Here is a 13,026-nt window from a genome sequence, read left to right as displayed (position 1 = left end):
ACCCGCACCCGCCGCGCCGAGTACGTGCCGGACGACCGCCTCCAACAAGCAAGCAACGAATTATCGAAGGAGGCCGACAAGGAGCTGAAGGAACTGGTCGCCTCCACCGGCACCACCCTGATGGACCTGCACGGCATCGGACCCTCCGGCGCCGCCCGGCTGCTGGTCGAGGTCGGCGACATCACCCGCTTCCCCAACCGGGCCCACTTCGCCTCCTGGAACGGCACCGCCCCCATCGACGCATCATCCGGCGAACAGGTACGCCACCGGCTCTCCCGCGCCGGAAACCGACAGATCAACCGGGTGCTGCACATGATGGCCACCGTCCAGCTCCGCAACCCCACCGAAGGACGCGCCTACTTCGACCGCAAGAAAGCCGCCGGCAAGGCATCAATGGAAGCGATGCGCGCTGAAACGGCGCCTGTCCGACATCGTCTACCAGCGCATGATCAACGACGCCGCGGCCACCGTGGCGACGGGCCCGGGAGGACACCGGGGAACGACAACAGACTCCAGCGTGACCAACTCGCATCCCCAAGCCGGCTCTTCGGAGAAGTCACTTCCCGGACCCGCCGACACCCAGGATAGACCCCCGCTCCCGACGATGTCTTGACACAGAGAGGAGCCATGACAGGACGACGTTGGTCGTGGCCGAGGTGCTCGGTCGCGTAGGCGAACAGATCTTCGCGAACAGCGGCCCGGTCCCACGCGGACCTGTTGAGCAGCCGTTGCATGTGGTGCCGCCGGCGGCCTCGGCCAGGGTCCAGCCGTTCTTGCTCGCCAGCGGCGACAGCAACCCGGCCAGGTAGCTCAGCGCCTGCCGGCGCGGCTCCGCCCGCCCGAATCGGTGCGCGAACCGCGCCGGCAGATCGTCCAAGCCTGCCCGCCAGCCCACGATCTCATCTATCAACAGAGCACGGGAGCCTGCCCGCCCTGCGACCGACCACAACAGACCGTGCGGCCACGCAACCCATCCGCCGATCAGCATCGACGTCCGCAGCTACATGGCCGGTACAACTCGGACGTCGATCATCCCGATGAGCCGCCAAAACTCCAGGTCAGGCAAAATGCGGCTCGAGTACTAACCCGAGCGCGCCAACCCACCTTTGCCGGTCGAGTTGTGGATCAGCAGTCCCATGCCGAAGTCTCGCGTGATGCAGGCAAGCCACCAACGCCGGGGATACTCCGACCGACCGACGCCAAGAAGCGCAAGGACTCGAAGTCCGGCAAGCAGTACGTCGCCAACACCGGGCCGGCCAGGCGCGCGCGCCGGAACACCGGGGCCGTGCCGCTCACGGAGATGCCGGTCGCTGAGGCGACCCGACACGTCCGCGACCTCGACGCCGGTCAACTCGGGGCGGCGCTACGCGCGGTACGCGCCAGGAAGGGCCGCAGGACACTCATCCAACGACTGCAGTCGGCACTCGACCGCCGCTGACTGGGGCCAGCAGGCTTCGTCGACCATGGCGTTGTGCGCGGCTCGGCGACCAGGACGACGCGCAGCAAGTCCGTGACGCCGGTGCTGCCGCTTCCGGCAACGCGACCTTCGCAGCGGCGTGTCGGGGACCAGGCCCGTCTACAGGCCCTGACCGTGGACCTGATCTGGGCTGTCGACGCTGCTGTGACGATTCTCGTGCTCGGCGATGACCAGCCGGGTCTCGTAGGCTCGGACAGTGGAAAGCAGTCGAGGGCGGATCACGGCGCAGATGTTGGATGCGGCGGAGAACGCCTCCCCGGTCGAGGCGGTCGAGGCGGTCACCGGGAACTCGGTGCGGCGCTGCACGCACGTACCGTCGCCTTCTTGATCGCGGACCTCAGCGGCCGGGCGCTGGTCCGGATGACCCACGTGCCGCTTGACGGGACCGGTGAGGGACGCCGGGGCGGTGATGAGGTCGCCACCGTGATGCCGTTCGACGGCGGGCCCGCCGAGCAGCCGCTACGCACCCAGACGGTGCGGGTTGTCACGCAGCCTGACAGGTGGACGGTGTTGGCGCCGGTGACCGACCGCGGTGAGGCGATCGGCCTGCTCGAGATGATCCTGCCGGACGAGCCCGCCCCGCGGGCGCTGGAGGAGATCGCCCGCACGGCGCACCTGTTGGCGTTCGTGGTGATCGCCAACCGGCGGTACACCGACCTCTTCGAGTGGGGGCAAACGCACCACCCCGTTCACCCTGTCCGGGGAGATCCAGCACCGCCTACTGCCCGCCTCGTTCACGTGTGAGGCCAGCGCGTTCACCTTGTCCGGTCGGCTGGAGCCGGCAGCGAGTATCGGCGGGGACACCTTCGACTACAGCCTCGCCCGCGACGTGCTGCACTTCAGTGTCACCGACGCGATGGGCCACGGGGTGGCCAGCGCGCTGACGGCCACCCTGGGCGTGGGTAGCCTGCGCAACAGCCGCCGCCGCGGGGTCGGTCTGGTGGAGCAGGCCGACGCCGCGAATGCCGACGTGGCCGAACACGCCACCGTGCCCGGCAGCTACATCACCGGGGTCCTCGGCCGTCTCGACCTCCGCACCGGGGTCTGCGCGCTGCTCAACGCCGGGCACGTGCCGCCGCTGCTGGTACGCGACGGAGACACCCGGGCGCTGCCGCTGCCGGCCAACTTCCCCCTGGGTATGTTCGCCGGCGCCGGACACCGCGCTGGCGAGATCGAGCTGCGGCCAGGCGACCGTTTGGTAGTGGTCACCGATGGAATGCGGGAGCGGAACGCCGCCAACCTGGATCTACCGGCCATGTTGCGGTCGATCACCGGTCTGCATCCACGCGAGGCCGCCCGGGCGTTGGCCAACGCCGTACTCGAGGTCAGCGGACCGGCTCTGGCCGATGACGCCACCCTGTTCATCCTCGACTGGCACAGCGGGCACTGCGAAGACCGGCGTACCAGCGCCGGCGCCGACCAGGAGCGTGCCAGCACCCCGCTGCCCGACTGACTAACGGCCTGTCGCGTGGTCCGTGGACGGCACTTCGGCTTCAGCCGCCTGCACACTGTCATAAATGCCGATCACTCGATTCACCGACGTGACCGTCAGGACACTGCGCACGACGGGCTGCACCGCGGCGAGGCACAACCGACCGCCGACATCACGCAACGCCTTGAACATCACCACCAGCGCGCCCAGCCCGCTGGAGTCCATGAACCCCACCCCGGCCAGATCCACCACCACCTGGCGGTCACCGGCGTCGACCAACCGTTGCAGGCCGTCGCGCAACCGCGGGGACGTCGCCATGTCCAGCTCGCCGCGCACCTCGAGCACGGTGCAACCCCGGCCCGGCCGGACGGACAACAGCAGATCCACAACAACCCTCCCCTACGCCGATGACCCCCGCCTACCATATTCTGCCGGTAGGTGAACCCGTCGGCCGGCGTACGTCGAGCCGACACACTGACCGTTTCACCTCCGCAACCCCGGGTAGGGCTGATCCACAACCGGAGCATCGCGCCTCAGGGTGACGCAGTCCTCCGGCGGGTCAGGCACGGGCCGGGGAGGAGCTATGTAGTGCGGGTGAGCATGACCCTGTCACTCCCGCGTCAAGCGTCCTCGGTGACCCGCGCCCGCCATGTACGCACCACCCTGCTGAGCCTCACCGATGTCACGGAGGACTCCCGTGGCCACCTCGCCGTGCTGATCACCGAGGCATGCGCCAAGGCGGTGATGCACGCCGATCCCGACAGCGCCGTCGACATCACCATCGTCATCGAGGACGACGTCTGCCTACTCGAGGTCGGCAACCGCGGCAGTACCCCCAATGGCGCTGGACTCGACGCCGAACTCCCCGCCCCGCTTACCGTCGGCGGCCGTGGGCTGCCCTTGATCGCCGCACTCGCCGACACGGCCGCCTTCGTCGCCGGGCCACCGGACCACGTGCTGCTACGCATCACCAAACACTCACCGACGCACGAGCATCACCGATCCGATGACCGGCTGCTGCCCACGGTTGGACGCCACACGCCATCCGCGGCGCCCGGGCACGGCGGCCGACTGGCGGCCCGTCGGACCCCGGTCTCGCACCGCCACCCGGCTGGCGGCCCGGAGGGGAAGAGGTCCGACGAGCAGGAGTACGGCTGGCAGGCCGAGGTGATTCGCGCTGGCGGGCCAGCCGGCTCACCGCCCGCCGGCGGCCTCGCCCGACGGTGGTCCGGTCAGTCGCGTTGCCCGCGTCCCTGCTGCTGGTTCTGGTTCTGTCGCAGAGCTTCCTCGAGTTGGTCTTCCAAAATGATGATCCGGCAGGCGGCCTCCAGGGCGGTGCCCTGGTCGACCATCTCCCGGGCCCGGGCTGCCAGCCGTAGCTGGTAGCGGGAGTAGCGGCGGTGCCCGCCGGCAGAGCGGTGCGGGTTGATCAATTTCGCCTCGTCCAGGCGGCGCAGGAAGTCCTGCGTGGTGCCGAGCATCTCCGCGGCCTGGCCGATGGTGTAGGCCGGGTAGTTCTCATCGCCGAACATGTCATCGGGGTTCTGCCCCATGTCACCTCCACGTCGAGGGCCCCGGCGCGTAAGCGCCGGGGCCCAGGGTTACGGGTCAGAACACCATCTACCGACAGGAACGTCGGCTTGTCGTATCCGCACCAGCCGCAAGTGAAGGCTTCGGGTGCGAGGATCGCATAAGCGTGACCGGAGACCACCTCTCGTTCGATGGAAACTGCGGTGTCCGCCCGGCCTGACATGACGGCCGACGGCGGGCGATCCAACGGTGTACGGCCCTCCCCTTTCCTCTTCTTTCTCTTTCCCGTGCTGACGTACGGTCCACCGGTGCCGGAGCCCACGCGACTTCATGGCCCCCACACATACGGCGAACAACAGCTGGAGCCTCGAAAAAGCAACGGCCCCACCTGCACCCCGGCGCCTATCCCGTCGGGGACTGACGTGCTCCTACTACCTCTCGGGAGGAACGGGGAAACCGTTCCCGCCCCTCGCTGCCCGTCGTGACCTCACCCCGGACAGCCCGTCTGCGTCTTGACGGATCTTCACTCTCGACTCGAAGAAGAGTATTCCACACCGTCGAAGATGTCTAGTCGTCCCAGCCTAGATTTTTTTGACCGCCGGCCGCCAGGATGACTGGGCCCGCCGAGCAAGCATGACGAGAGCCGCGGCACCAGCGGTGATGATCATCACGGAAGCTGAACTCTACCCTCTCCGGACGGTAGGTTCGGTGCAGGTCGTCGAGGTGCGGCTACTGGCCCCTCGCGGTCTTCTCCCGGGCGACGGTGCCCGGAAACGGTCCGGAAACGTCCGACCGGTACTGATGTGCACGTAAACGCCGTTCCCCGCGTGGGGCGCGGCATCGCGTGTGCGCCTGGCGCACACCCTGAGCGGAAACGGCTGTATGTCTTCTGTGCTGTCCGCGGCCCTCCGGCCGCGTCTGTCCCGCCCGTCCTGGCTGTCGCCGAAGGTGTTCCGCACCGAGGTGCTCGCCGGTCTGGTCGTCGCTCTGGCCCTGATTCCCGAGGCGATCAGCTTCTCGATCCTGGCCGGGGTCGACCCGCGCGTCGGGCTGTTCGCCTCGTTCACCATGGCCGTGGTCATCGCGATCTGTGGCGGCCGCCCGGCGATGATCAGCGCCGCGACCGGCGCGATCGCGCTGATCGTCGCGCCGCTGGCCAAGGAGCACGGGCTGGACTACCTCATCGCCGCGGTGATCCTCGGCGGCGTCATCCAGGTGCTGCTGGCCGTACTCGGGGTGGCGAAGCTGATGCGGTTCATCCCGCGCAGCGTGATGGTCGGTTTCGTCAACGCCCTGGCCATCCTCATCTTCGCCGCGCAGGTTCCGTACCTGCTCGGGGTGCCGTGGCTGGTCTACCCGCTCGTCGGCCTGGCGCTGGCGATCATGGTGGGTCTTCCCCGGCTCACGAGGGTCGTGCCGGCTCCCCTGGTGGCGATCGTCGTGCTGACCGTCATCACCGTCGGCGCCAGCATGAGCGTGCCCACCGTCGGTGACCAGGGCGAGCTGCCCGACAGCCTGCCGACCCTCGGCCTGCCGCAGATCCCGTGGACGGTGGACACCCTGGCCCTGATCGCCCCATACGCCCTCGGGGTGGCGCTGGTGGGGCTGATGGAGTCGCTGATGACCGCCAAGCTGGTCGACGACATCACCGACACGCACTCCAACAAGACCCGAGAGTCCTGGGGTCAGGGCGTGGCCAACATCGTCACCGGGTTCTTCGGCGGCATGGGTGGCTGCGCGATGATCGGCCAGACGATGATCAACGTGAAGGCGTCCGGCGCCCGAACCCGGCTGTCGACGTTCCTGTCCGGCGTGTTCCTGCTCATCCTGGTGGTCAGCCTCGGTGACGTGGTCGCCGCGATCCCGATGGCCGCCCTCGTCGCCGTGATGATCATCGTGGCGGTGGCCACGTTCGACTGGCACTCGGTCGCTCCGGCCACGCTGAAGCGCATGCCCCTGGGCGAGACCCTGGTCATGGTCACCACCGTCGGCGCGGTCCTCGCGACCCATAATCTGGCCATCGGCGTGATCGTCGGTGTGCTCACCGCCATGGTGATCTTCTCCCGGCGGGTCGCGCACCTGGTGGAGGTCACCAGCGTGCTGGACCCCGACGGCGGCACCCGGATCTACTCGGTCCACGGTGAGCTGTTCTTCGCCTCCAGCAACGACCTGGTCTACCAGTTCGACTACGCGAACGACCCGCAGAACGTGGTCATCGACATGACCCACGCCCACGTGTGGGACGCCTCATCGGTCGCCGCGCTGGACGCGATCACCACGAAGTACGCTGCGCGGGGCAAGACCGTCGAGATCGTCGAGCTGAACAAGCCCAGCGCCGCGATCCACGGCACCCTCGCCGGCACCCTGAGCGGAGGCCACTGATGCCGGGCGTCGTGCGCGGCGCCGGGCCGGAGCACACCTGCGGTTCGGCCGCCGGGCGGCTCATGCAGATCGGCGAGGCCGCCGACCGGGTGGGCCTGAGCATCCGCACGATCCGGCACTACGAGGACGCCGGGCTGATCGTCCCGTCGGCGCGCAGTGAGGGCGGCTTCCGCCTCTACACCGACTCCGACCTCGACCGGCTCGCCGTGGTCAAGCGGATGAAACCGCTCGGCTTCACCCTCGACGAGATGCGGGACCTGCTCGGCGTCCTCGACGCCCTGCCCATTGCCGGCGAGGACGACCGGCCGGCCCTGCTCGACCGGCTCGGCATGTTCCACACCATCGCGGCCGCTCGCGTGACCGCCCTGCGCGAGCAGCTGGCCACCGCCGAGGGCTTCGCCGACACCCTGCGCCACCAGCTCGACCAGCACACGTCCCACCGCTGATCCGGCGCGACGCCATCGATGCGCGGCCGGGCACAGCGGCTAGGGCGCGCGCCGGACGGTGGCGACGAGGGCTACCAGAGCGGTGAACGCGAAGGCGGCCAGCACGACGACTCCAGTGCGGAAACCACGGATCCGCCGCCGCCCAGGCTCCAGGCGAGCCCGGCGGCGGCGGGCCCGACGGTGCATCCCAACGTGCGGGCCAGGTTGCTCACTCCCGCCGCCCTGGCCTTCGGCCGCACCGCCGAGCAGGTGGCCGCGGCGGGCACCACGGCGGAACTGGTGCCACACCGCGTGATGGCGGGCAACCACCCCACCACCTCGATCATCGCCCCCCGGCTGACCCCGGCCACCTTCGGACAGCTGGTGGCCCTCTACGAGCACATCGTGTTCACCGAAGGCGCGATCTGGAACATCAACCCGTTCGACCAGTGGGGCGTCGAGCTGGGCAAGGTGCTAGCCAACCAGCTCGCACCGTTGCTCGGCGCAGTCCAGGGCGGCCGCGGCGGCCAGTTCTCCTGGGTGGTGTCGGTGCCCATGAACGCCGAGGCGGACCACAGCTTCTCCAGGGCCTCCCGGATCGCGTAGTCGGGGATCACCCGGTTCGACACGTAGTCGAGGTAGTCGGCGACGTCGAGCAACCGCGGGATCGGCACCAGAGCGAAGTCCGGGTTGCCGGAAGTGCCCTCGGTGAGCAGGCAGGTGATCGACCGGCAGGTGGGGAAGCAGCACGGGACCGGGAAGAAGTCCGACGCCCGGAACCAGTCGGGGCGTTGCACGGCGATGCCGTGGATGATGTCGGAGTTGGTCAGTCGGGTGAGCGGGTCGAACTCCACGTGCCGTCCGGAGTGGGTGACCGGCTGGAACGACACGCTGCGCACGGCCGGGTGGGCCAGGCCGTAGTCGATGATCGCGCCGAGCTCGTGGTCGTTGAGGCCGCGCTCCACCGCCGCGACCAGGGTGACGGTCAGCCCTGCCTCGGCGCAGTTGTCCAGCGCCTTCTGCTTGACCGCCCGCAGGTCCCGGCCGCCGACCTCCCGGTGGGTGCGCTCGTCGAAGCCGTCGAACTGCAGGTAGATGTTCACCGCCCGGCCGGGTCGGTTGCGCTCGGCAAGGGCCGCCACGAACGCCCGGTCCGACGCCAGGCGGATGCCGTTGGTGTTGAGGTTGACCGCCTTGATCGGGCGGGCCTGGGCGGCGTCGACGAACTGCAGGAGTAGCATCGGGTCCGGCCGGCGCCGGCCCGGGCGGTACGGGCTGGCGGCGGGCCCAGCGGATCATCCAGGCCGCGTACGCCAGCAGCAGCGCGTCTTGAGCCAGCACCAGCCAGCTCAACCGCTGGGACAGATACCGGCCGAAGCAGCCGCAGTTGGTGACCTCTATTCCGCGCGCGAATGCCTGCGCACCAAGCGTCGCCCACAGCACCGACACCCCGGTGTAGATCCACACCGGGGTCAGTGCCCATGACCGCGGCCGGGTCAGGAACCACAGTCCGCAGGCCAGCTCCCCGGCCACCAGGACGAGAACAGCCCCCTCATCGCCGCCGGTTCGCCCGCCTGGTAGGCCGCCAGGATCTCCGGCATGTGCGTCCACGACGCCAGCTGCCCGACCGCCATACCGACGTACACCACGCCGAGGATGAGTCGCAACCACATACCTCCGACCGTACGGGCTGGATTTCTCGCCGTTCTGTAACCGCCGTACCGAACTCCCGGCCGACGTCCTCACCGACGCGACCTGTGCCACGAGCGGCAAGGGGCGGCGGTCAGTACCCGTTGGATGTCGCGGCGGAGGCCGGTGGGGCAGACTGGGCCGGTGCACCCGGACCTGACGCCGAACCCGCCGATCGCGCCCGCCAGCCGGCCGGCGCCAGCCTCGGCCGTGCCGGCCGAGGCTGGCCTGGCCCGGGTCCGGGCGTTCGCCGACGAGCTGGTGACCCGGCGCACGATCCGCGACTTCAGCGATCGGCCTGTCCCGGACGGGGTGCTGCGGGAGGCGGTCCGGGCCGCGGCCAGCGCGCCCAGCGGAGCGAACGTGCAGCCGTGGCGGTTCGTGGTGGTCACGGACCCGGCGACGAAGCGCGTTCTGCGCGAGGCGGCCGAGGCGGAGGAGCGCGAGTTCTACACCCGGCGCGCCAGCAAGGAGTGGCTGGAGGCGTTGGCCCCGTTGGGGACCGCCTGGCGCAAGCCGTTCCTGGAAACCGCGCCTGCGGTGATCGTGGTGTTCGAGGTCCATAAGGGTCCGAACTCGCCACGCCCGTACTACGTCAAGGAGTCGGTGGGCATCGCGGTCGGTTTCCTGCTCGCCGCGCTGCACCGGGCCGGGCTGGCCACGCTGACCCACACCCCCAGCCCGATGCGTTTCCTCAACACCGTCCTGGACCGGCCGGCGCACGAGCGCGGGTACCTGCTGATCCCGGTGGGCTACCCGGCCGACAACGCGACCGTACCGGCGATCGACCGCAAACCCCTGGACGAGGTGCTGATCTGGCGGTAGGAGCAGGTCCCGGTCCGGATGGGCAGCCAGGTCACCCTTGTCCAACGCGACCCCCGCCTACTCGACCGTCGGTGCTCAGCCTCGCCGCAGCCTCGGCAAGGTGAGGGCGTAGACGACGCCCAGTAGCAGGCCGTAGACCAGGTGGCCGAGCAGGCTGCGCCACGCGTCGGCGTTCACCTGGAAGATCATTTCGTTCTGCCGAGCCCCGGCCGGCATGATCAGCAGGACACCAAGGACCCACCACAACACCTCGTAGAGCAGACCGAGACCAGCCGACATCGCGAGTGTTGCGGCCCAGCGCCCGAACAGCACCGCGAAGATCGCCCCGAACAGGGCCGAGTTGGCCAGGTGGACCAGCCAGCCGACCGCGATCCACCCGCTGTCCACCAGCGTCGCCACCATCGGCAGCATGCCCCACGCCTGCATCAGCACGCCGAAGACGATTCCGCCGGCCTGGCCGCCGGCGTCTCTGGCGACGAGGCCGGCCGGCAGGCTCACCGTGCCCCTGGCGGCGTGTGCGGTCGTCATCGCTAAGCTCCTGATGTCCGCTGACCGGTGGGTAACCGGCAGACCGTTACGCCACTTACCGGTGGGGGACGCTGCCGCACCGGCGGTGATTGCATCGGGCGATCGGGCAGCGCTGCCGACACGATCCGATAGGTAATCTCTCGCTCATGATCGCGTTGCCCCTCGCCTCGCGTTCATGGCGCCTCCGCGCCGCGGCGGCCCTCGCGTCATGTCTTGCGGCCCCTCTTCGGATGGGCCGCCGTGAGGACGGTCGAAGCGGACGGAGGCGTTTGCCGCGTCGACGCCTTGTGCCCAGCTACGTTGCCAGCTGTGCCGCGGTCCATCCATTTCAACGGGAATGAGATGCCATTTGAAGGGAGTTGAGTGGTTAAAGCCAATCTGAGAGTTCTGGCCCTGATCATTGGCGCGTTCTTCATTCCACTGAGCCTGCTTGGATGCACAGAGAATGAGGAATCAGATGGGGAAACAAGGATCTTCGAAATTGACAACACGGAGGAGGTCTTCGGTAAAGCGGGTGAACGGGAGGTTACTCTCAGAAAGCATTATATGATTCTGAATCCACCCGAAGATCTAGTAGAACTGAAAGAATTGGTTGAAAAATACGGTAAGGATCACCCAATTGAAGGGGAAGCTAAAGTAGCAGAAGGCAAGAGCAGGAATTTTTACATGTACTTCTACAGGGAAAGCGACGATTTGCCAAGAGGCTGGCAGCCCGATGAAGGTTACTTAAATACGGATCGGTTAGAGCACCACAAGAACGATCTGATCGCATCAATAAACTGGTCAGATGCCGACCCGCAGAAGAGATACTATAGTTACGACAAAAGCAAGGAAGGGAAGATCCTGAAGCGGATGTATTTTATTGGAGATCGGCTTGTCGAGTGATGCCGATCTAAACAGAAATGCAGCCGTTGCGCCGAAATGAACCGGCCGGCGGATCACCCGGAAAGCGCCCAGTGCGGCAGCCGCCGTTCGGCATCATAACTGAGCCTTTTCCAGGCTGATCTTGCAGCTCAGGGCGGGTGCGGCGAGCCCGGAGATCGATGAGGGCGAGGCTCCAGGTAAGACAGCGCCGTAGCCGGCCGGGAGAACAGCGTGAGGCTGTCGTAGTAGTCCGGCCAGGATCCCACCGGTTCCGTACCGGCGTGCAGGACCACCGGACGCAGGCCGGCCGCCAGAGCGGCGCGGGCGGCGGCCAGGCCGAACTGACCGCCGACGATGATCACGGGTTCGGTTCGAGGAGTCACGCCACCGATCATATCGTCGTTTCGTTGAATGACAATATGATGATGGTGCGGGAGGGTGTGAGACATGGAGCAGTCGACGTCCGAACAGGCCCGGCCAGCGTGCGGGCCTGAGGACCAGAGCGGCGCGACCGCAGGGCTGACGGAGGACACGCGGGAGTTCTTGAAGGCTCTGGGCAGTCCGACTCGGCAGCGGATCATGATGCTGTTCGCGCAGGGCGCCGAACTGTCGGTCGGCGAGATTGCCGAGCGGGCGGGGATCAGCCAGGCTACGACGTCGCAGCAGCTGACCTTGCTGCGCCGGGGCCGGGTGGTGATGTCGCGGCGGGACGGCAAGGCCGTCTACTACCGGGCGGACCGCGACGGCGCGCTCGCCGCCCTGGCCGACCTGCAGTCGTACCTGCTGACCTGCTGCTGAATCCAAGCGGTCCGGCGGTGAAAACGACACGAGGGTGCCCTCCCTGGCGGGGAGGGCACCCTCGTCGGTCGGTGTGCGATTAGGCACCGATCTGGCGGCCGTCGAGGCGCCAGACGGTGATCACGGCGGGGCGGGCGAAGTCGCCGTGGGGCCAGGTGGAGGCGGGCTTGTCGAGGCTCGCGCCGTCGAGCTCACCCGGGTGCTGCCCGGAGACGAAGGCGGTGCGGTTGTCCGGTGCGATGTGCGCGGATGCCTGTTCGGCACCCGGCGGCACGGTGAGGAACTGCTTGACGTGCCCCCGCTCAGGGCCCTCGACGGGGACGGCGAAGAGACCGTCGTTGGATCCCAGGGCGTTGCCGTCGGTAGAGATCCACAGGTTTCCGTGGCGTCGAAGTCGAGGTTGTCCGGGCAGGAGATCGGGGACACCGTGGTCTTGTCGTAGCCGGCGAAGAAGGTCGCCGGGTCCGTCGGGTCGCCGCAGACGATCGGGATGGTCCAGGTGAAGGTTTCGGCGGCGTTGTCGCCGCCGTTCTCGGTGATCTCAAGGATGTGGCCGTGTTTGTTGTTGGCGCGCGGATTGACCTCGTCGGCGGCGGGCTGGCCGGCGGCGCCGCGGCGGGTGTTGTTCGTCAGGGCGGCGTAGACCTTGCCGGTGCGCGGGTTCGGGGCGACGTCCTCGGGGCGGTCCATCTTGGTGGCGCCGACCTTGTCCGCGGCGATACGGGTGTGGACGAGGACCTCGTCGATGCTCATACCCGGCACCAACGACCGGTTGCCTCGCGTCAGGGGTATCCACCGGCCGGCGCCGTTGAACGCCCCGTCGGCGGGCAGTATGCCGCTGCCGTCGATCTCACTGGCGGACGTGGCGCCGAACTGCGCCACGTACAGGGTGCCCGACTCGAGCAGGGTCATGTTGTGGCTGCGGGCGGCGGGGCTGTCACCGCGGCGCATCTTCTTGTCGGAGGCAGGTCCGAGGTCGTGTCACCGGCACGCTAGGGACACCAGATTGACCAGCGACGAAGGTGGACCCGACCGCGGGCGGGCGCCTCGGTGAACGGGACATGACGGGCGGCCGG

The 13,026-nt window shown here is 68.3% G+C and carries 13 protein-coding genes and 5 pseudogenes; 11 read left to right on the top strand and 7 right to left on the bottom strand.

Features of this window, described 5'->3' with window-relative positions:
* Window positions 1–24: 24 nt before the first annotated feature.
* From AC1WTP_RS18655 to AC1WTP_RS18640, 4 genes are all read left to right on the top strand, one after another.
* Window positions 25–588: a transposase gene (locus AC1WTP_RS18655; RefSeq protein WP_481650535.1), complete on the top strand. Its 564-nt coding sequence runs from the start codon at window positions 25–27 to the stop codon at window positions 586–588.
* A gap of 532 nt (window positions 589–1,120) precedes the next feature.
* Window positions 1,121–1,438, top strand: coding sequence for a hypothetical protein (locus AC1WTP_RS18650; RefSeq protein ID WP_481650534.1), 318 nt, complete (start codon window positions 1,121–1,123; stop codon window positions 1,436–1,438).
* Between the two features lie 153 nt (window positions 1,439–1,591).
* On the top strand, window positions 1,592–2,221 hold the full coding sequence (locus tag AC1WTP_RS18645) for a hypothetical protein (RefSeq protein WP_481650533.1): 630 nt from the start codon (window positions 1,592–1,594) through the stop codon (window positions 2,219–2,221).
* A gap of 16 nt (window positions 2,222–2,237) precedes the next feature.
* Window positions 2,238–2,930, top strand: a complete 693-nt coding sequence (locus AC1WTP_RS18640; protein ID WP_481650532.1) for a PP2C family protein-serine/threonine phosphatase — start codon at window positions 2,238–2,240, stop codon at window positions 2,928–2,930.
* Here AC1WTP_RS18640 and AC1WTP_RS18635 read toward each other — a convergent pair whose 3' ends face one another.
* The gene (locus AC1WTP_RS18635; RefSeq protein ID WP_481650531.1) at window positions 2,931–3,296 is read right to left on the bottom strand and encodes an STAS domain-containing protein; all 366 of its coding nucleotides are present in this window, start codon (window positions 3,294–3,296) and stop codon (window positions 2,931–2,933) included. It abuts the gene before it with no gap.
* A gap of 213 nt (window positions 3,297–3,509) precedes the next feature.
* On the opposite strand from AC1WTP_RS18635, the pseudogene AC1WTP_RS18630 reads away from it, so the two are divergent.
* Window positions 3,510–3,836 (top strand): annotated as a pseudogene (locus tag AC1WTP_RS18630) (ATP-binding protein); the annotation flags it as partial.
* 305 nt (window positions 3,837–4,141) lie between these two features.
* Here the strand turns inward: AC1WTP_RS18630 and AC1WTP_RS18625 are convergent.
* Complete coding sequence (locus tag AC1WTP_RS18625; RefSeq protein ID WP_481650530.1) at window positions 4,142–4,462, bottom strand: helix-turn-helix domain-containing protein; 321 nt, start codon at window positions 4,460–4,462, stop codon at window positions 4,142–4,144.
* A gap of 859 nt (window positions 4,463–5,321) precedes the next feature.
* Here AC1WTP_RS18625 and AC1WTP_RS18620 point away from each other — a divergent pair.
* The 3 genes and pseudogenes from AC1WTP_RS18620 to AC1WTP_RS18610 all read left to right on the top strand — a co-directional run.
* The gene (locus AC1WTP_RS18620) at window positions 5,322–6,821 is read left to right on the top strand and encodes a SulP family inorganic anion transporter (RefSeq protein WP_481650529.1); all 1,500 of its coding nucleotides are present in this window, start codon (window positions 5,322–5,324) and stop codon (window positions 6,819–6,821) included.
* On the top strand, window positions 6,821–7,267 hold the full coding sequence (locus tag AC1WTP_RS18615) for a MerR family transcriptional regulator (RefSeq protein ID WP_481650528.1): 447 nt from the start codon (window positions 6,821–6,823) through the stop codon (window positions 7,265–7,267). The genes AC1WTP_RS18620 and AC1WTP_RS18615 overlap by 1 nt, the downstream gene beginning before the upstream one ends.
* A 216-nt stretch (window positions 7,268–7,483) precedes the next feature.
* Window positions 7,484–7,747, top strand: a pseudogene (locus AC1WTP_RS18610) (glucose-6-phosphate isomerase); the annotation flags it as partial.
* Here the strand turns inward: AC1WTP_RS18610 and AC1WTP_RS18605 are convergent.
* Together AC1WTP_RS18605 and AC1WTP_RS18600 are read right to left on the bottom strand one after the other, a co-directional pair.
* Window positions 7,745–8,481: pseudogene (locus tag AC1WTP_RS18605) on the bottom strand (radical SAM protein); the annotation flags it as partial. The pseudogenes AC1WTP_RS18610 and AC1WTP_RS18605 sit on opposite strands and share 3 nt — an antisense overlap.
* A gap of 43 nt (window positions 8,482–8,524) precedes the next feature.
* Window positions 8,525–8,919: pseudogene (locus AC1WTP_RS18600) on the bottom strand (MauE/DoxX family redox-associated membrane protein); the annotation flags it as partial.
* A gap of 124 nt (window positions 8,920–9,043) precedes the next feature.
* Between AC1WTP_RS18600 and AC1WTP_RS18595 the strand changes: the two are divergent.
* Entirely contained in the window at window positions 9,044–9,760 is a 717-nt protein-coding gene (locus AC1WTP_RS18595) for a nitroreductase family protein (protein ID WP_481650527.1), read from the top strand.
* 75 nt (window positions 9,761–9,835) lie between these two features.
* On the opposite strand, the gene AC1WTP_RS18590 is transcribed toward AC1WTP_RS18595, so the two are convergent.
* Window positions 9,836–10,288 (bottom strand): hypothetical protein, encoded by a 453-nt coding sequence (locus AC1WTP_RS18590; protein WP_481650526.1) that lies wholly within the window; start codon window positions 10,286–10,288, stop codon window positions 9,836–9,838.
* Between the two features lie 363 nt (window positions 10,289–10,651).
* Between AC1WTP_RS18590 and AC1WTP_RS18585 the strand changes: the two genes are divergently transcribed.
* Complete coding sequence (locus tag AC1WTP_RS18585; protein ID WP_481650525.1) at window positions 10,652–11,173, top strand: hypothetical protein; 522 nt, start codon at window positions 10,652–10,654, stop codon at window positions 11,171–11,173.
* A 128-nt stretch (window positions 11,174–11,301) separates the two neighbouring features.
* Here AC1WTP_RS18585 and AC1WTP_RS18580 read toward each other — a convergent pair whose 3' ends face one another.
* The gene (locus AC1WTP_RS18580) at window positions 11,302–11,535 is read right to left on the bottom strand and encodes a hypothetical protein (RefSeq protein ID WP_481650524.1); all 234 of its coding nucleotides are present in this window, start codon (window positions 11,533–11,535) and stop codon (window positions 11,302–11,304) included.
* 64 nt (window positions 11,536–11,599) lie between these two features.
* On the opposite strand from AC1WTP_RS18580, the gene AC1WTP_RS18575 reads away from it, so the two are divergent.
* The gene (locus AC1WTP_RS18575) at window positions 11,600–11,950 is read left to right on the top strand and encodes an ArsR/SmtB family transcription factor (RefSeq protein ID WP_481650523.1); all 351 of its coding nucleotides are present in this window, start codon (window positions 11,600–11,602) and stop codon (window positions 11,948–11,950) included.
* Between the two features lie 79 nt (window positions 11,951–12,029).
* On the opposite strand, the pseudogene AC1WTP_RS18570 reads toward AC1WTP_RS18575, so the two are convergent.
* Window positions 12,030–12,913: pseudogene (locus AC1WTP_RS18570) on the bottom strand (PhoX family protein); the annotation flags it as partial.
* Window positions 12,914–13,026: the final 113 nt, after the last annotated feature.

Source organism: Micromonospora sp. R311, assembly GCF_056780015.1.
The sequence above is the reverse complement of the archived record's forward strand: the minus strand, read 5'-3'. Positions and strand labels throughout refer to the sequence as shown.